Consider the following 18,944-nt stretch of genomic DNA (forward strand, 5'->3'; position numbering starts at 1 on the left):
AATCCACGCATCACTCATCTGCCTGGCGCTCGGAAACCCCTTACTCCCCTTTGTAACCGGCAAACTACCCGGCGAAAACGCGCCCCCCGTTCAGGGTTGGCGAACTCCCGCTCTTTTTCACAGATCGAGGCTAGGTAACGCTGCTCGTCCATCCACGGGTCGCGCTTGGTGCTGTCGAATTGGCCAATCGCCCCACACACGCTATAAGCCTTTCACCAAGCGCCAAACCAGAGAGCGCCCATTTTCGCTCGGCATCTCTACGCCTTGCATGAATGTCTGAGGCCCCACCGCCCATTCATCACATACCCACACACCCGTGCGCGGGCAAATTTCGCCCGACCTGGCAAGTGCATCCGAATACGGCGCGCTTTGCAGTTGTTCAGGGAAGCTTTTGATAACTTGACGCTTGCGAGCATCGTCTACCAAATCCTTCGGGTAGAAAGGAAGATCTCTATAGGGCGTATCGTCGACGCCCCACAACACAGTGACCAATCCTGCCTCAAATGCCCAATAGCCAAAGAAACCCGCATCGCTTCGTGCCTTGTGCCGGTCATGCCAATAACAGTTGCGCATGCCTCGATACCACTGCTTCAGGTAACTACGCACTGCCTGTTGCTGCTCATCCTTCTCGGTAGTTACGGCATTGAGCAATTCATGATAGGGGCGCTCATGAATCAACGTACTCCCGGGAATCGTCACCCCCACACGGGAAAACAGTTGCCGCAACAGAATGTCCTCACCGTCATCTGGGGCTTCACTCAAAAAACCTGCGATTTGCCTGATGCGCCCGGGCTTGTTGAACAGCACTGCAAACGATAGAAGCCAGAGTGTGTACTGATAGGCATCCGGCTCCCACAGTTTCAAGCTGAAAGCCGGATAAGCTTGCTTGTGACGTTGAAACTGGGAAAACATGTGATCCGCGTAAAACTCAAGCGCTTCAACGGGCTCTCCCCCCGAATAAAGAGCAATGAGTAACTCCATAGACTGAAAGCACCACCTCCAGCTCAACATCTTGACATTTACATACTCGGGACGCTCAATCTTGAGAAAAGATTCAGCTTGGCGCTCTACATAATTCTCCTTCCAAAAAGAAACACTATCGAGATAGGCTGCCTCTTGCAAAAAAGGCTCACGCTTGACCCGATCAAATCCAGTCATTACACACCCCTATTTGATCACTTCACCGATAAATTTAGCATTTTCGTCGAGCTTGACTATTTTCGTTACCGCACCACTTTCATCTACGATCATTAACCAACGTTCATATCCGGCGAATGCAACTTCTTCCGCCTGTTTTTTCCCAAGATTCAAGTCAAGTCTCGGCTCAATCCACGCATCACTCATCTGCCTGGCACTCGGAAACCCCTTACTCCCCTTTGTAACCGGCAAACTACCCGGCGAAAACGCGCCCCCCGTTCGATACTTGGTCTCGGTAATGATGAACGGCGGCGGTGGATGGGCATTACGATAGACGCCATCCAGCCCGCGCCCGGTGGGTTTCATTTCCAGGCTGCGAGGCCCACGAGCGGCCGACAGCAGGTTCTCATGGCCTTTGCCGAGCATGTACTGATCACTGACCACCTCCCCATAAATGCCCTTCTGCGCCCGGGTCGCCGTCGAATGATCGAACACGTGCACATTGGCGCCATGCGTGGCGGCAGCCGCAGAGGTGGGCACTGGCGGGCCGAGCGCACCCTCGGGGCGCTCGAGGTAACGCGGACGCATGCCAATGCCAGAAGTCACCCGCCCACCACTCATCGCCATGGGCACCGGCTTAGGCGCATGCACCCCGGCCTGCGCAACCTGCGCGGGCAGATCGCTGGCCTGTTCCAGCACCTTGGCCAACCTGGCGTCGAGTTGCATCAGCGCCTGTGGGATTTCCCGCACTGCATGCACCTGCACCGCGTAGAACTGCGCTTCCATGGCCTGCAGCCGCACCAACAGGTGCGAGGCCGCCTGGTTGAAGGGCCAGTTGCCCAGGTAGCTGCGAAGCTTTGCCGTTGCAGCCATGACCTTGGTCAAGAACTGGTTCAGATAGGCCAGCAAATCCTTTTCATAGCTCGTGAACCTGACCTGGCGAAGCCAGAACTCCACGCTGCCGCGGGTGAACTTGCCAAGAAACGCAACCACGGTCCGCAAGATGATCTGGCTTTCACGGATAAGTAGCAGGCACAAACCTCGCAGAAACGCTGCCGCTTCCTGGCCGACCAATGCACCTGCCACCGAGCCCACGGGCGTACCCACCGCCCCCACCACGGCACCGATGATCGGCGCGATCAAGGTAATCAGGCAGGCGACCAGCAGCACCCACTCCTGCCACTGTGGCGGCTGCGCCGTTGCCTGGCTGCCATCCGCCGTGTAGCGCTTGCCCAGGCGCAGGCACACTGCGGCCAGGTCACGGGCACTGAGCACGATCACCACCCCAGGCACCAACGACAGCAGCATGTCGGCAATGACCACGCTCAGTGGCCGTTCCTCGGCAAACTCGCCCAGCACCAGGTCACGCAGCCAGCCAAAGCCACCTGCCACCCTTTCCACCGCTTCATCCAGCCAGTCAGCAGCAGAGTTCATGGCTGGCCACCTGCCGAGGTACAGCCGGCAAGCAATGCCTGCAGGGCAGCATCCGGCTCGGTTGCGGTCGTCAGCTGCAGCGAACCTTGGCCAACCTCGTAGCGCACCTGGGCGCTACAACCGGGGGTAACGCCAGCCAGGCGGGCATAGCCGTTCTGGTCGACCATACCCTGGCGCTGGGTGCCATCGGACAACGTCGCTACGTAGGCCGTGCCCGCAATCGGCGTACCGTCGGCATGCACCAGGCGAAACTCGATTTCCTCCTGCGACGGTGCAGGCGGCTCGCCGTAACGTGCAGGCGCCTTTACCTGGGCGATGGCATGCAACAGCAGTGGCTCGGGGCAACCGATTTCGATGCGGCCATCAACCAGCTTGATGAACGCCCCGCCGCAACTCAGGGTCAGCGACGTTCGGCTGTCGATGTGCACATGGCCGTGATGGCTGGTGATCGACACATCGTCATTGGCATCGACCCGCAGTTGCCCGCCGACCTGCACACGCTTGTCCTGCGCGACCTGCTCGCTGGCCTCGAGGCCAACCATCACGCTCAACGCCCCGCCAACGGCCAACGACTTGCCCAGACCTATGCTTTCGACTTTGCCAAGGGCGACCGTTTCGCTCTTGCTGGCGCCGACCTTGACACTGCGGTTGCCACCTATGTGCACCACTTCGTCATGCTCGACGCGCTCGCTACGATCATTGCCGATGAGCGTGGTTTCGTTGTGTTTCACGACGTTGTTCTGGTCGCGCTCGGCATGAATGAATACTTCCTGCCGCCCCAGTTCGTCCTCGAAGCGCAACTCGTTGAAGCCATCGCCTTTATGGGTCTGGCTCTTGATGGTCATGCGGGTCTTGTGTTCGGGCAGGTCGTAAGGCGGCAGCTGGTCACCGCAGTAGGTGCGCCCGGTGATCATCGGCTGGTCCGGGTCGCCATTGACGTACTGGACAATCACATCCTGGCCAATACGCGGAATGGCCATCGACCCCCAACTGCCACCGGCCCAGCCTTGCGACACCCGCACCCAGCAGGAACTGAATTCGTTGTTGCTGCTTTCACGGTCCCAGGGGAAGCTGACCTTGACCCGCCCCCACTGGTCGCAAAAAATCTCTTCGCCCGGCGGGCCGACCACGGTGGCCATGTGCGGGCCATCGATACGCGGCTTGGCCAAGGGTGCCGGGCGCCATTCGGCCATGCCTTGCACCAGCAGCGCATCGTTCACATAGCGGGTACCTTGTTCGGCGCCGACGGCTTCTTCCTGCAGGCTGGTGAACTGCGTACCTTCGTGGCACAGGCTGATTACGCGCCAGTGCACATTGAGGTCTTCACGCGGGTGGCCGACGAGTGTGAAGCTCAGGCCTGGCTGCAGGCGCACGTCATCGCCCTGTACTTCGGCCAGGAGGGCGTCATGACGCAGCGCCGTCAGCCGCGTTTCAGTGAAGGGCTTGCCGACCGCATCGCGCTTGTAGCGCCCCGGGTAATCAAAAAATTCGTAGTCCAGCGACTGGTGCGTGATTCCGCTGGCCTGAGCCTTGTGCTCCTGGCGATAGGCCGGGTTGGTGAAGGTGTAGTCGCGCTGCACCTGCTGCGCGGTACGCACCTGCTCGCAGTAGCGCAAACGCCGCAGGCAGGTACGGGCCTGGTCGCCACCGCTGCTGGCGTGGTACAGCACCTTGTCGGGGCCGAGATCATCTTCATCCAGCCAAAGCGCCTCATCATCTACGGGCTTTAGCGAGCCCCGGCTGAGCAACCCAAGCAATAGCAGGCGATCGGTAACGATCAGCGTGTGGTGCCTGGCGCAGTGTGCAAAGCGGTAGACGAAGCCCTCTTCAGCGGCGAGGCGATGGATGAAGTCGAGGTCGGTTTCCCCCGCCTGGACACAAAACTCACGCACCTGGTGATCGGCGCTGCTATTGAGCTCAAACCGGGCAATGCCCTGACGCTTGAACATCAGTTCAAGAATCTGAGGTACGGTTTTCTGCTGGAAGATTCGCCAGTTCGAACGCAAGCGGGCGCGGGCCAGCTGCGGCTCGACCACAGCGTGGTAGCGCGTGCGACAGAAGCCGGTTTCACCTTGGCTGAAGGCACTGACCAAGCCATGCACATGACGCAGTGGCCGGCCTGCGCAATAAAGGGTGAATAGCGCAGGCTTGTCGAGCACCTGGCCGAAGTCGACATCACTGTCGTAGCTGACAAGTTCAAGGCTCAGCACAAATGGCTGGCTGATAGCTTCTTCCAGCTTGAATGAAACCACTTCGAACTCCGTGCGCCCGGCGAGCGCCTGAAATCCGAAACGAAAGTCCGAGTGTTTCATGAGTTGCTCTACCCGCCATCATGTTTACCGGCGAAAAAACAACCACATCCTGGCTTTCTTCAAGATGAGTACGTCGAATGAAAATTGCCCGTCGCCAACGTCCAAGCCGGCTAGATCCGTGGCATTGGCGGACTTGACCGATGACGACAGTGAGGATGAGGCAGTGACTGAAGAGCAACTTAAACCGTACCGCCCCGCCATGACAGGAACGATGGGTTTCATGCATTGACGACTTCGTAGGAAATTTCCTAAAGCATCAACTTACAAAATTTTGCGCGTGCGAGTCCGCTCTCAGAAACACCAAAAATTCAAATTAGGAAAAGAATAAGGACAGTTACTGAAAAGATCGCGAAACAGCCCCTTTCACCTTCCTGAAAACATTGAGATTCCGAAATGCACCATTTTGTTGGAAGGCGATGACCCTGACCCCCTCAAGCGCACCAAAAAGGTGCGCGACTATCAGTAATGGGGCAGCCCGCCTGCCCTTCATCAACCGCTCCCTCCCCTGCATTCACATCCGGTCACAACCGCCAACGTTTGCGTCTACTCCGCGGCACGACAATGGTGACCAGCGGGTCACATTTTTATCTCTTTCTCTCCTACACTCGGTTTTCGGCCCGCCATTTGCTCAACGGAAGAGTGACGAAAAAAAGTCGAACTTTACGGAACGCGGGCAGGTCAGGAACTAAGTAGGCCAAACGCAAAGGGACTTCCCAGCCTCGGCCCACACACCCCACCAGCCCAATCGCCTTCGGCGGGAATGCCGATCGCGCCGTGCCTGCGCGCACGACCTTGGGGCATGGAATGCACTACGCAGAATCCAGAAACAGAGAGAACCAACACGAAACATTGCCACGGGTGCCAGCACCCGGCCAAGCATAGGGATGGAGAGAAGTATGATCAGTGCCGCTGTCGAGCCTCACGTAGATTCATTCAACCCGGACAACCGCGAGCCGCTCACCCCGGACTTCGCCACGACAGGCAAGGCACCCGGCGCCCAGCGCCAGCACAACCGCAACAAGCGCAAGATTTTGTTCGTGACCTCGGAAATCGCCGACCTGGTGAAAACCGGTGGCCTGGGTGACGTGTCCGCCGCCCTCCCCCGGGCACTGGCCCACCTGCACGATGTGCGAGTGCTGATCCCCGGCTACCGCCAGGTGATGGAAAGCGACAACCCCATCCACATTGTCGGTGAGCTGGATGGCCACGCCGCTCTGCCGCCGTGCAAGATCGGGCGCATGGACATGGCCGACGGCCTGGTTATCTATGTGCTGATCTGCCCCGAGCTGTACCAGCGCGACGGCACTCCCTATGGTGCCAACAACGGCCGCGACTGGCCCGACAACCACATCCGTTTCGCCCGCCTGGGCCTTGCCGCCGCCGAAATCGCCGCCGGCGAAGGCAAGATCCACTGGAAGCCCGAAGTAGTGCACGCCCACGATTGGCCTGCCGGCCTGGCACCGGCCTACATGCACTGGCGCGGGCTGAGCACGCCAACATTGTTCACCATCCACAACCTGGCCTACCAGGGCGTGTACAGCCGCGGTTGCAGCCCGGAGCTGGCGATCCCCGAACATGCCATGCAACAAGAAGGCATGGAATTCTACGGCAAGCTGTCGTTCCTCAAGGCCGGCCTGGCCTACGCCAGCCACATCACCACGGTCAGTGCCACCTATGCCCGGGAAATCACCACCCCGGAATTCGGCTGCGGCCTGGACGGTTTCCTCGCCAGCAAAGCCCAGCAAGGCCTGCTCGGCGGCATTCCCAACGGCATCGACGAAAGCTGGGACTCGGCCACCGACAAGCACCTGCAGCACAACTTCAGCATCAACGACTGGGAAGGCAAGGCGCGCAATGCCCAGGAAGTGCGCGAGCTGTTCAAACTGCAGCCCTCCGAAGGCCCGCTGTTCGCCGTGGTTTCGCGCCTGGTCTACCAGAAAGGCCTGGACCTGACCCTGGGTGTGGCCGACTACATCGTCGAGCAAGGCGGGCAGATCGCGATCATCGGCCGTGGCGAGCCGGAAGAAGAGCAGGCCATGCGCGAACTGGCGCTACGCCACCCGGGCCGTATCGGCGTACGCATCGGTTTCAACGAAACCGATGCGCGGCGCATGTTCGCCGGCAGCGACTTCCTGCTGATGCCGTCACGCTACGAGCCATGCGGCCTCAGCCAGATGTACGCGCAGCGTTTCGGCTCGCTGCCGGTGGCGCGCAACACTGGCGGCCTGGCCGATACCATCGAGTGCGGCGTCACCGGCTTCCTGTTCAACGAGTCCACCGTCGAGAGCTATCGCCAGGCACTCAGCCGCGCCTTCTATGTATACGGCAAGAAGGACCTGCTGAACGCCATGCGCTGCCTGTCGATGACCCAACCGTTCAACTGGTGCCAGGCCGTGGAACCCTACGCACGCCTGTACGAAGACCTGGTCAAGCAGGCGCAGCACAGCCATTACTGAACGGGGATTTGAAGATGCACAGACATGGCGCACACCTGCTGGACGCCACGTCGGCGCGCTTCGCCCTCTGGGCGCCGGATGCGCGCAGCGTGAGCGTGGAACTTGAGCAGCAGCCGGCCGTCGAGCTGTTGCCCGACGATGAAGGGTGGTACACCGGCGTGGCCTCGTGCCAGGCCGGTGACCGTTACCACTACCGTATCGACGGTGAACTGCAGGTGGCCGACCCGGCTTCACGCTACCAGCCCGACGGCGTGCAGGGGCCGAGCCAGGTGGTGGATGTGGCCAGCTATGCCTGGCAACATCCCTGGCAAGGCCGGCCCTGGCACGAAGCGGTCATACAGGAGCTGCATGTGGGCCTGCTCGACGGCTACACCGGGGTCGCCCGGCAACTGCCGCGCCTGGCCGAGCTGGGTATCAGCGCCATCGAGCTGATGCCGCTGGGGCAGTTCCCCGGCGAGCGCAACTGGGGTTACGACGGCGTGCTGCCCTATGCACCGCAAAACACCTACGGCAGCCCCGAGCAGTTGTGTGCGCTGGTCGACCAGGCACATGGCAATGGGCTGATGGTGCTGGTCGATGTGGTGTACAACCACTTCGGCCCCGACGGCAATTACCTGCACCAGTATGCCAGCCCGTTCTTCCGCGAGGACCGGCAGACCCCCTGGGGCGCAGCTATCGACTTCCGGCGCCCACAGGTGCGCGAATACTTCATCCAGAACGCCCTGATGTGGCTGTGCGACTACCGCTTTGACGGCCTGCGCCTGGATGCCGTGCACGCCATCGACCAGCCCGACTTCCTGATCGAGCTGGCGCAAAGGGTACGCGCTGCCGTGGAACCGGGCCGCCACGTATGGCTGGTACTGGAGAACGAACACAACCAGGCCTTCCTGCTGGAACAAGGCTTCGATGCCCAGTGGAACGACGACGGTCACAATGCCCTGCATGTGCTGCTGACCGGCGAAACGGAAGGCTACTACGCCGACTACCAGCAGCGCCCCATCGACCAGCTGGCTCGCTGCCTTGCCGAAGGTTTCGTGTTCCAGGGCCAGGCCAACCGCCATGGCACGCCCCGCGGCGAGCCCAGCGCGCACCTGCCGCCCAGCGCCTTCGTGCTGTTCCTGCAGAACCATGACCAGGTCGGTAACCGTGCCCTGGGCGAACGCCTGACCCGCTTGTGCCCACCGCAGGCGCTGCGGGCGGCCACCGGGCTGTTGCTGCTGGCACCGATGATACCGCTGCTGTTCATGGGCGACGACGATGGTAGCTGCCGACCGTTCCTGTTCTTCACCGACTTCCATGATCAACTGGCCGATGCCGTGCGCGAAGGCCGGCGCGGCGAGTTCGCCCATTTCGCCGCCTTTGCCGACCCCGAACAACGCCAACGCATTCCCGACCCCAACGCCGAACAGACCTTCGAGGCCTCCCGCCCGCAAGGCAAGGATGTGATCGCCGGCTGGCACGGCCTGTACCAGCACCTGCTCGAACTGCGCCGCCGCCATGTGATACCGCACCTGCCCGGCAGCCGCGCGCTGGGCGCCGAAGTACACGGCGACAAGGCCCTGACCGCACGCTGGTGCCTGGGCAATGGCACCACCCTGCGCATCGACCTGAACCTGGCCGCCACCCCGCAGGGGGTCGAGTTGCCCGCGCCGGCCAACCGCCTGTTCGACAGCAGCGACACCCGGCACCCCGATACCCACCTGGCCGCATACAGCTGCGTGGTCAGCCTGCTTCCCCCTGCCCAGGAGCGCCCATGAGCGAAACCGCCCTGCACCGCCTGGCGACCCGCGTCGGGCTGAGCCGCGACTGGATCGACGCCAATGCCCGGCCCCAGCGTGTCAGCGACGAGGTACTGCGCAACATCCTAGAAGGCCTTGGCCACCCAGCCAGCGATGACGCCGCCATTGCCGCCAGCCTGCGCGCCGTGGACGCTGCCGAAGACAGTGAGCACCTGCCGCCGTTGCTGACCGTCGACCTCGGCCAGCCATTGGCACTGGCGCGCTACTTCAGCGCCGCCAGCGTCGCGCACTGCACCCTGGAAGACCACAGCGCCCTCACCCTCAGCCTCGACGACCAGGCCCGCCTGCCCGGTGCACTGCCCACCGGCTACCACCAGGTGGAAATCGACAGCCGCCGCTTCACCGTGGCCGTGGCCCCGCCATGCTGCTACAGCCTCGAAGACCGGGTGCAGCAGCCGCCCCCGCGCTGCTGGGGCCTGGCGGTGCAGCTGTACAGCCTGCGTCGCCCCGGCGATGGCGGCTATGGCGACTGCCTGGCCCTGGAACAACTGGCCCGCGCAGCCGCCGAGCGCGGCGCCGATGCCTTGGCCATCAGTCCTATCCACGCCCTGTCGGCCATCGACCAGACGCACTACAGCCCCTACTCGCCCTCCAGCCGCCTGCTGCTCAATACCCTGTACGCCAGCCCTGCCGCGCTGCTGGGCGAGCGGGAGGTGCGCGTGGCCATCGAAGCCTGCGGCCTGGAGCAACAGCTGGAAGACCTGGAGCAAAGCCCGCTGGTTGACTGGCCGCGTGCCGCCAGCGCCCGCCAACGCCTGCTCGAAGCCCTGTACCAGGGTTTCAGCCAGGGCGACCACCCACTGCGCAAGGATTTCGACAGCTTCCGCGAAGCCGGTGGCCAGGCGCTGGAGCACCATTGCCGCTTTGAGGTGCTGCAGGCCCAGGCCGTGGAGCATGGCCTGGGCGCCGACTGGCGCCATTGGCCCAAGGCCTGGCACGACCCATACCACCCGGAAGTGGAGGCCTTCGCCAACGCCTACCCGGCCAAGGTCGAGTTCCATGCCTTCTGCCAATGGCTGACCGAACGGGGCCTGCAACGCGCCCAGGAAGCGGCACGCGGCAACGGCATGGCGGTCGGCCTGATCGCTGACCTGGCGGTGGGCGCCGACGGTGCCGGCAGCCAGGCCTGGAGCCGCCAGGACGAGCTGCTGGCAGGGCTGAATGTAGGCGCGCCGCCCGACATCCTCAACCGTGCCGGCCAGGACTGGGGCATCTGCGCCTTCTCGCCCGAGGGCCTCAAGCGCAACGGCTACCGCGCCTTCATCGAAATGCTGCGGGCCAACCTCGCCCACGCCGGCGGCCTGCGCATCGACCATGTCATGGGCCTGCGCCGGCTGTGGCTGATCCCGCAAGGCGCCAAGCCCAGCGAAGGCGCCTACCTCAACTACCCGCTGGACGACCTGCTGCGCCTGCTGGCGCTGGAGTCGGTGCGCCACCAGGCAATCATCCTCGGCGAAGACCTGGGCACCGTGCCGGAAGGCCTGCGCGAGCAACTGGCGGCCAAGGCCGTGCTGGGCATGCGCGTGCTGCCCTTCGAGCAGACCCAGCCCGGCCATTTCAAGCCGATTCTCGACTGGCCGGACAACGCCCTGGCCACCACCGGCACCCACGACCTGGCGCCGTTGGCCGGCTGGCTGGAAAACCGCGACATTGACTGGAGCCACCGCCTGCAACTGATCGATGCCGCCACCGAACTGCACTGGCGCCACGACCGGCAGAAAGAACACGATGGCCTGCGCCGTACCCTGGAAGCCAACTACGGCACGCTGCCGGACAACGACGCGCTGATCGACGCCGCCATCCGCTACGTTGGCCACACCCGCGCACCGCTGGTGCTGGTGCCGCTGGAAGACCTGCTGGGCTGCGACGAGCAACCCAACCTGCCCGGTACCACCGCCGGCCACCCCAACTGGCGTCGGCGCTTCGCCCGGCCGGTACGTGAACTGCTCGACGACGAAGACGCCGCGCGGCGCCTGGAGCTCCTGGCCCAGGCTCGCGAACAGGCCTGGGAGCGTGACCGATGAAAGCGCTGACCGCGACCGTGCGCCTGCAGTTTCACAGTGACTTCACCCTCGATCACGCTGTGCCGCTGGTGCCGTACTTCGCCCAGTTGGGCATCAGCCACCTGTATGCCTCGCCCATCCTCAAGGCCCGCGCCGGCTCGCGCCACGGCTACGACGTAGTCGACCCGACCTGCGTCAACCCCGAACTGGGCGGCGAAGCGGCGCTGCAACGGCTGGTCGCCGCCCTGCGTCAGCACGGCATGGGGCTGATCCTCGACACGGTGTCCAACCACATGGCCGTGGGCGGTGCCGACAACCCTTGGTGGCAGAGCCTGCTGGCCTGGGGCCGGCGCAGCCCGTATGCAGAATTCTTCGACATCCAGTGGCACTCCAGCGACCCGTTGCTGGCCGGCCAGCTGCTGCTGCCGTTCCTCGCCAGCGACTATGGCATGGCACTGAAAAACGGCGAGATACCGCTCGAGTTCGACAAGCACCATGGGCTACTGCAGGTTGCCCACTACCAACACCGCTTCCCGATCTGCCCGGTCGACTATGGCTGGATTCTCGCCCTCAGCCCGGAGCCGGCACTCAAGGCCCTGGCCGAACGCTTCACCGCGTTGAACGCATCGGCCACGCCGCTCGCCGACGCCCTGCCTCTGCAAGCCGAACTGGTGCGCCTGGCAGGCGAAGGCGCCGACCTCGAATCGGCCCTGATGGCGTTCGACAGCCGTAGCGAGAATGGCTTCAAGCGCCTGCACCTGCTGCTGGAGCGCCAGACCTACCGGCTGGCCAGCTGGCGCACCGCCGCCGACGACATCAACTGGCGCCGCTTCTTCGACATCAACGAGCTGGGCGGCCTGCGGGTGGAACGCGCGGCGGTGTTCGAGGCCACCCACGCCAAGCTGTTCGAGCTGATCGAGCGCGGCCTGGTGGACGGCTTGCGTATCGACCATATCGACGGCCTGGCCGACCCGCGCGGTTACTGTCGCAAGCTGCGACGGCGGGTCGATGGCCTGCTGGCACGGCGGCCGTTGAACGCTGCCCTGGAGCACTTCCCGATCTACGTGGAGAAGATCCTCGGCGCCAACGAGCACCTGCACCGCGACTGGCTTACCGACGGCACTACCGGCTATGAATTCATGAACCAGGTCTCGCTGCTGCAGCACGACCCGGCGGGCGAAGCCGCGCTGACCGAGCTGTGGGCCAGTGTGAGCGAACGCCCCGACTTCCCCGAAGAAGTGCGTCAGGCCCGCCACCTGGTGCTCAATGCCAGCCTGGCCGGCGACTGCGAGTCGGTGGCCCAGGCGCTGTTGCAGGTGGCGCGCAACGACCTGATGACCCGCGACCTGACCCTGGGTGCGATCCGCCGCGCCTTGCAGGCACTGGTCGCGCATTACCCGGTGTACCGCACCTACTTCAATGCCTGCGGGCGCCCGGCAGAGGACGAAGGGTTTTTCCAGCAGGCCCTGGCCAATGCCCGGCAGGATCTGGGCGAAGCCGACTGGCCGCTGCTGGAGCACCTGCAACAATGGCTGGGCGGGCAAGCCTGGCGCAGCCTGCCAGCAGGCCGGGCGCGCAAGCAGCTGCGCCACGCCTGCGTGCGCTTCCAGCAACTGACCGCGCCCAGTGCCGCCAAGGCCGTGGAAGATACTGCGTTCTACCGCAGCGCGCGGCTGCTGTCGCGCAACGATGTAGGCTTCGACGCCGAGCGTTTCAGCGCCCCGCTCGAGCACTTCCACAACGAGGCCCAGCGGCGCCTGCGCGATTTCCCCGACAACCTGCTGGCCAGCGCCACCCATGACCACAAGCGCGGCGAAGACACCCGTGCACGCCTGGCCGTGCTCAGCGAGCGCGGCCCGTGGCTGGCCAGCCGCATTGAACACTGGCGCGAACTGGCCACCCCGTTGCGCACGCAACAGGATGACGGCCCGGCACCCAGCCCCGGCGACGAGCTGATGCTGTTGCAGACCTTGCTGGGCAGCTGGCCGCTGGACCTCGAGCTGCACGATGACAACGCCCTTGGCCACTACGCCGAACGCATCCGCCAGTGGCAGCAGAAGGCCTTGCGCGAGGCCAAGCTACGCAGCAGCTGGAGCGCGCCGAACGAAGCATACGAAAACGCCTGCGCCCGCTACATCGATGGGCTGTTGCTGGACGGCGAGAACCAGCAGCTGCGCAAGTCGCTGGCCGACGCCGCGCACCTGCTGGCCTGCCCTGGCGCCCTCAACGGCTTGGTCCAGGCCCTGCTGCGCATGACCACGCCGGGCGTACCGGACCTGTACCAGGGCAACGAATACTGGGACTTCAGTCTGGTCGACCCGGATAACCGCCGCGCCGTGGACTACGCCTGCCGGCGTCGCACCCTGGACGATGCAACGCCGGTAGCCGAGCTGCTGGAACACTGGCGCGATGGCCGCCTCAAGCAGGCGCTGATCGCCCGGGTGCTGGACTGCCGCCAGGCCCATGCCGAGTTGTTCCGCCGTGGCGCCTACCTGCCACTGACCGTGCACGGCCGGCATGCCGACAAGGTGGTCGCGTTCGCTCGCCTTGGCGAAGGCGAACGGGCCGTCATCATCGCGCCACGCCTTGCCAGTACCCTGCTGGCAGGCGCACCGATACCCCTGATCCCGGCACAGAACTGGGACGATACCCGGGTGAGCCTGCCGTTTGCCTTGTCGCCTGCCAATTCGACGGGACTTTTCCCCGGTGCTGCGGTCAGCTCTTCCAGGGAGCTGATGTTGAGCGCCGTGCTGGCGGAGTTTCCGGTCAACCTGCTGATACAACAATCTTGAGCATCAGGAGCGTCATGATGAGTGTTGATGAAAAGCGTATCCGCGAATTTGCCTACCAGATCTGGGAATCCGAGGGTAAGCCCGCCGGCCAGGAAGAACGTCATTGGGACATGGCGCGCAAGCTGGCCGAAGCCGAGGCGCTGGCACCCAAGGCGGCGCCGCGCAAGCGGACCCCGGCCAAGCCCAAGGCAGCCGCTGAGCCGAAGGCGCCTGCCGAGCCCAAAGTGGCTGCCCTGCCGGGGGTTAAACCAGCTGTGGCGAAAAAGACCCGGGCGGTGAAAAAGCCTTCTGCCGGTTAAGCCTTTCCTGGCCCTATCGCCGGCAAGCTCAGGTCCCCAAAGTACAGCGCCGGTTTTGAGACCTGTGGAGACCTTGTGTGAGCTGGCTTGCCGGCGATAGGGCCAGGACAGGACTACACAACCCACCCCTTCACCACGGCCACTAGAGGACCACCATGAGCCCCCGCACCCCGAAGAAAACCCGCTCGGTCGCCCCGTCGCGTATCCGCGAAGGCCTGCCCTTCCCCCTCGGCGCCACATGGGATGGCCTTGGGGTCAACTTTGCCCTGTTCTCGGCCAACGCCACCAAGGTCGAGCTGTGCCTGTTCGACTCCACTGGCGAGCACGAGATCGAACGCATCGAGCTACCCGAATACACCGACGAGATCTACCACGGCTACCTGCCCGACGCGCACCCAGGGCTGGTCTATGGCTACCGCGTGCACGGCCCGTACGAGCCGGAAAACGGCCACCGTTTCAACCCCAACAAACTGCTGATCGACCCCTATGCCAAGCAACTGGTCGGCAGCCTTCAATGGTCCGAAGCACTGTTCGGCTACACCATCGGCCACCCCGACGGCGACCTGTCGTTCGACGAGCGCGACAGCGCGCCGTTCGTGCCCAAGTGCAAGGTGATCGACCCTGCCTTTACCTGGGGCCGCGACCAGCGCGTGCTGATCCCCTGGGAGCGCACGATCATCTACGAGGCCCACACCCGTGGCATCAGCATGCGCCACCCGGCGGTACCCGAAGAACTGCGCGGCACCTTCGCCGGCCTGGCCAATGACGAGTTGCTCAAGCACATCAAGGAGCTGGGCGTTTCCAGCATCGAGCTGCTGCCGATTCACGCCTTCGTCAACGACCAGCACCTACTGGACAAGGGCCTGAACAACTACTGGGGCTACAACAGCATCGCCTTCTTCGCCCCCCACCCGCGCTACCTGGCCAGCGGCAAGATCGCCGAATTCAAGGAAATGGTCGCGCACCTGCACGATGCCGGGCTGGAGGTGATCCTCGACGTGGTCTACAACCACACCGCCGAAGGCAACGAGCGCGGCCCCACGCTATCGATGCGCGGCATCGACAACGCCTCCTACTACCGCCTGATGCCGGACGACAAGCGTTACTACATCAACGATTCCGGCACCGGCAACACCCTGGACCTGAGCCACCCCTGCGTGCTGCAGCTGGTCACCGACTCGCTGCGCTACTGGGCAGGCGAAATGCACGTGGACGGCTTCCGCTTCGACCTGGCGACCATCCTTGGCCGCTACCACGACGGCTACAGCGAACGCCACGGCTTCCTCGTCGCCTGCCGCCAGGACCCGATGCTGAGCCAGGTGAAGCTGATTGCCGAACCCTGGGACTGCGGCCCGGGCGGCTACCAGGTGGGCAACTTCGCACCGGGCTGGGCAGAGTGGAACGACCGCTTCCGCGACACCGTGCGGGCCTTCTGGAAAGGCGACGAGGGTCAACTGGCCGACTTTGCCTCGCGCATGACCGCGTCGGGGGACATGTTCAACAACCGTGGCCGGCGCCCCTATGCCTCGGTCAACTTCGTCACCGCCCACGACGGTTTCACCTTGCGCGACCTGGTGTCGTACAACCACAAGCACAACGAAGACAACGACGAAAACAACCAGGACGGCACCGATAACAACCTGTCGTGGAACTGCGGTGTCGAGGGGCCAACCGACGACCCGGCCGTGAATGCCCTGCGCATGCGCCAGATGCGCAACTATTTCGCTACCCTGCTGCTGGCCCAGGGCACGCCGATGATCGTCGCTGGTGACGAGTTCAGCCGCACCCAGCACGGCAACAACAATGCCTATTGCCAGGACAGCGAGATCGGCTGGGTGAACTGGGACCTGGACCAGGAGGGCGAAGAGCTGCTGGCCTTCGTCAAACGCCTGACCCGCCTGCGCCTGGCCTACCCGGTACTGCGCCGTTCGCGCTTCCTGGTGGGCGACTACAATGAGGCGATCGGCGTCAAGGATGTGACCTGGCTGGCACCGGACGGCAACGAGATGAGCGTGGAGCAATGGGAAGACCCGCACGGGCGCTGCCTGGGCATGCTGATCGATGGCCGCGCCCAGGTCAGCGGCATTGCCCGGCCAGGTGCCGAGGCCACCGTGTTGCTGATCGTCAACGCCCATCATGACACCGTGCCGTTCAAGTTGCCGACCGTGCCCGAAGGGGATTACTGGAGCTGCCTGGTCGATACCGACCGGCCAGAGCTGCGCAAGGGGCAGCATCTGCAGTTCGACAGCACCTTCGAGGTGAAGGGGCGATCGTTGCTGCTGATGGTGTTGCAGCGTGATGAGGAGTGAACCCCGGGGGACCCTCGTCGGTCCCATTGTGTATCGGTTGCCTGTACTGGCTTCATCGCCGGCAAGCCAGCCCCCACAGGTAATCCGCTGGCCGACGGGCCTGTGCGTTACCTGTGGGAGCCGGCTTGCCGGCGATAGGGCCGGGACATACAACACCCATGCACCCGCCATTGAGGAGTAACCGTGAACCCCGAAGCCGGCAGTAAAGGTTTCGCCAGTATCAACCAGGCCCCGGCCGTGAAGCGGCTACAGGTGCTGACGGTGAATACCCACAAGGGCTTCACCGCCTTCAACCGGCGCTTCATCCTGCCAGAACTGCGCGAGGCGGTGCGCAGCACCCAGGCCGACATCGTCTTCCTCCAGGAAGTGCTCGGCAGCCACGACCGCCACGCCGCGCGCTACCCCGGCTGGCCGCAGACTTCACAGTACGAGTTCCTCGCCGACAGCATGTGGAGCGACTTCGCCTACGGCCGCAACGCGGTCTACCCCGACGGCCACCACGGCAACGCGCTGCTGTCCAAATACCCGATCATCGAACACCGCAACCTCGACGTGTCGATCACTGGCCCCGAACGACGTGGTCTGCTGCACTGCATCCTCGACGTGCCCGGCCAGCACCAGGTGCATGCCATCTGCGTGCACCTGTCGTTACTGGAAAGCCACCGCCAGAAGCAGCTGCAACTGCTGCGCAAGCTGCTCGAATCTCTGCCTGCCGACGCCCCGGTGATCATCGCCGGCGATTTCAACGACTGGAAAACCCACGGCAACCGTACCCTGCACCTGCAGCGCGACCTGCACGAGGCTTTCGAGCGCCACCACGGGCACCTGGCCCGCACCTATCCTGCGCGCCTGCCCCTGTTGCGTCTGGACCGCGTTTACCTGCGCAACGCCGAAAGCCATGGGCCGCGGATTCTGGGGCACAAACCTTGGTCGCACCTTTCGGACCACCTGCCGCTGTCCGTCGAAGTCAGGCTTAGCAATCATTCTTCATAGCCATGCCACGGCAAATAGCGAACCCCGCTATACCCGACAGATTTATCAGAAGATTCAACACGTTGAACAAACACACACATCCTGAACACTTCCTTCACACTTTCTTGACGCAAGCGGCCGCCTCTCCTTAGCTGAACATATCAAGCAGTAAAGATCTCGCGCCGGGCGTCTAGCTCGCGCCTTCGTGCGCGCTGGCGAAAGCCTGGCGTGCTGGTTTGGGTCGCCCACTGTTTTTGCCGTACAGCTCGTGACAACAGGCCAGGTCCTCGGGCTGTAACACAAAAACAAAGGAGATCCGCCATGAAAAGAACCTCGAACCTCTTGCGTTTCGACAGCATTTTCTGCGCGGTTTCCACGTCGCTGCTTCTGGCAACCCCGGTGGAAACTATCGCGTATGAACTGCAGGGCGACCCGACCTCGCCCGGTTTCCTGCACCAACCGGCAGTACCACAGCTGTCGCTCGACCCGGTCAGCGCCAGTGGCTTGAGTATCGGCACTTTGAACGCGTTTTCGCAAAAGATGAGCGAGCGCCATGGGCAGCCTGCACCGGATCTGGTCGCCAGCCAGTGGGCACAGTTCTTCCCCAACACTGCGCGCGGTATCGCGCAGCCTCCGGACCAGCTGGAGGCACCCAGCCAGCAACTGATGATCGGCCCGGACCTGTTCGTGCGTGAAACTGCAGCGGGCAATGTGCACCGCGCGGGGATATTCGTGGGGCAGAACAACCTGCAGACCAACTTCAACGGTACGCGCCGGCTGCTGGGCGACAAGCAACGCAACGCCGTGAACCTCAGCGGTGAAAGCCTGGGAGTGTACTGGAGCATGACCCATGAACAGGGCTGGCACCTGGATGCCGTGGCCATGGGCTCGCGCATCGACGTCAATGGCCGTGGCGAGAACGGCCAGCGCCTGGACGACAGCGGCCACGCGATGACCTTCTCGCTGGAAGGCGGCATCCCCATCGGCCTGGGTGGCGGCTGGGTGATCGAGCCGCAGGCGCAGTTGATCAACCAGCAGTTCTTCCCCGGCAGCCGGGCGCAGGAAGAGACCTTGCAGGCCTTCGACAGCCAGCCGAGCTGGAGCGGCAGGGTCGGCGCCAGGCTGTCCGGGCGTTATGAAGTACGCGGCATGCCAATCGAACCCTATGTGCGGACCAACGTGTGGTATGACTTCAGCAATGCCGATGAGGTGAAGCTGGACCAGGTCGACAAGATCTCCAGCTCACGCTACTCGACCACGGTGGAACTGGGGCTGGGGCTGGTGGCGCGGGTGACGCCCTCGGTGGCGCTGTTTGTCAGTGCCGATTACAGCAGTGACGTGGACGACAATGATCTGAATGGGTTGATTGGCAGCCTTGGGGTGCGGATGCGGTGGTAGGCAGGTTCGGCCCTTTTGCGGGCACGCCCGCTC

11 protein-coding genes are annotated in these 18,944 nt (G+C 63.6%); 8 read left to right on the plus strand and 3 right to left on the minus strand.

Going from position 1 to position 18,944, the window contains the following annotated elements; genetic code table 11:
- Window positions 1–201: 201 nt before the first annotated feature.
- Genes ACK1U9_RS08450 through ACK1U9_RS08460 form a run of 3 tightly spaced genes read right to left on the minus strand, consistent with a single transcriptional unit; the run spans window position 202 to window position 4,883 of the window.
- Window positions 202–1,158, minus strand: coding sequence for a PoNi-like cognate immunity protein (locus tag ACK1U9_RS08450; RefSeq protein ID WP_025339806.1), 957 nt, complete (start codon window positions 1,156–1,158; stop codon window positions 202–204).
- A 9-nt stretch (window positions 1,159–1,167) separates the two neighbouring features.
- A complete protein-coding gene (locus tag ACK1U9_RS08455) occupies window positions 1,168–2,529 on the minus strand; it encodes a hypothetical protein (RefSeq protein ID WP_449109820.1) in 1,362 nt (453 codons plus the stop codon).
- A 38-nt stretch (window positions 2,530–2,567) separates the two neighbouring features.
- Window positions 2,568–4,883 carry a type VI secretion system Vgr family protein gene (locus ACK1U9_RS08460; protein ID WP_449109821.1) on the minus strand — a complete coding sequence of 772 codons (2,316 nt, stop codon included), beginning with the start codon at window positions 4,881–4,883 and terminating at the stop codon, window positions 2,568–2,570.
- An 896-nt stretch (window positions 4,884–5,779) separates the two neighbouring features.
- On the opposite strand from ACK1U9_RS08460, the gene glgA reads away from it, so the two are divergent.
- From glgA to ACK1U9_RS08500, 8 genes are all read left to right on the plus strand, one after another.
- A complete protein-coding gene (gene glgA, locus ACK1U9_RS08465) occupies window positions 5,780–7,339 on the plus strand; it encodes a glycogen synthase GlgA (RefSeq protein ID WP_449109822.1) in 1,560 nt (519 codons plus the stop codon).
- A gap of 14 nt (window positions 7,340–7,353) precedes the next feature.
- Window positions 7,354–9,096, plus strand: coding sequence for a malto-oligosyltrehalose trehalohydrolase (treZ, locus tag ACK1U9_RS08470; RefSeq protein ID WP_108481618.1), 1,743 nt, complete (start codon window positions 7,354–7,356; stop codon window positions 9,094–9,096).
- Entirely contained in the window at window positions 9,093–11,162 is a 2,070-nt protein-coding gene (gene malQ / locus ACK1U9_RS08475; RefSeq protein ID WP_108481619.1) for a 4-alpha-glucanotransferase, read from the plus strand. Before treZ ends, malQ begins: the two co-directional genes overlap by 4 nt.
- A complete protein-coding gene (locus ACK1U9_RS08480) occupies window positions 11,159–13,933 on the plus strand; it encodes a malto-oligosyltrehalose synthase (RefSeq protein ID WP_449109823.1) in 2,775 nt (924 codons plus the stop codon). Before malQ ends, ACK1U9_RS08480 begins: the two co-directional genes overlap by 4 nt.
- 14 nt (window positions 13,934–13,947) lie before the next feature.
- On the plus strand, window positions 13,948–14,232 hold the full coding sequence (locus ACK1U9_RS08485; RefSeq protein WP_108481620.1) for a DUF2934 domain-containing protein: 285 nt from the start codon (window positions 13,948–13,950) through the stop codon (window positions 14,230–14,232).
- Window positions 14,233–14,387: 155 nt separating this feature from the next.
- Window positions 14,388–16,541 carry a glycogen debranching protein GlgX gene (glgX, locus tag ACK1U9_RS08490; RefSeq protein WP_046615636.1) on the plus strand — a complete coding sequence of 718 codons (2,154 nt, stop codon included), beginning with the start codon at window positions 14,388–14,390 and terminating at the stop codon, window positions 16,539–16,541.
- Window positions 16,542–16,724: 183 nt separating this feature from the next.
- Window positions 16,725–17,534 (plus strand): endonuclease/exonuclease/phosphatase family protein, encoded by an 810-nt coding sequence (locus tag ACK1U9_RS08495; RefSeq protein ID WP_046615635.1) that lies wholly within the window; start codon window positions 16,725–16,727, stop codon window positions 17,532–17,534.
- A 300-nt stretch (window positions 17,535–17,834) separates the two neighbouring features.
- The gene (locus ACK1U9_RS08500) at window positions 17,835–18,911 is read left to right on the plus strand and encodes an autotransporter domain-containing protein (protein WP_046615634.1); all 1,077 of its coding nucleotides are present in this window, start codon (window positions 17,835–17,837) and stop codon (window positions 18,909–18,911) included.
- Window positions 18,912–18,944 lie beyond the last annotated feature (33 nt).

Source organism: Pseudomonas sp. XP1 (assembly GCF_053557675.1).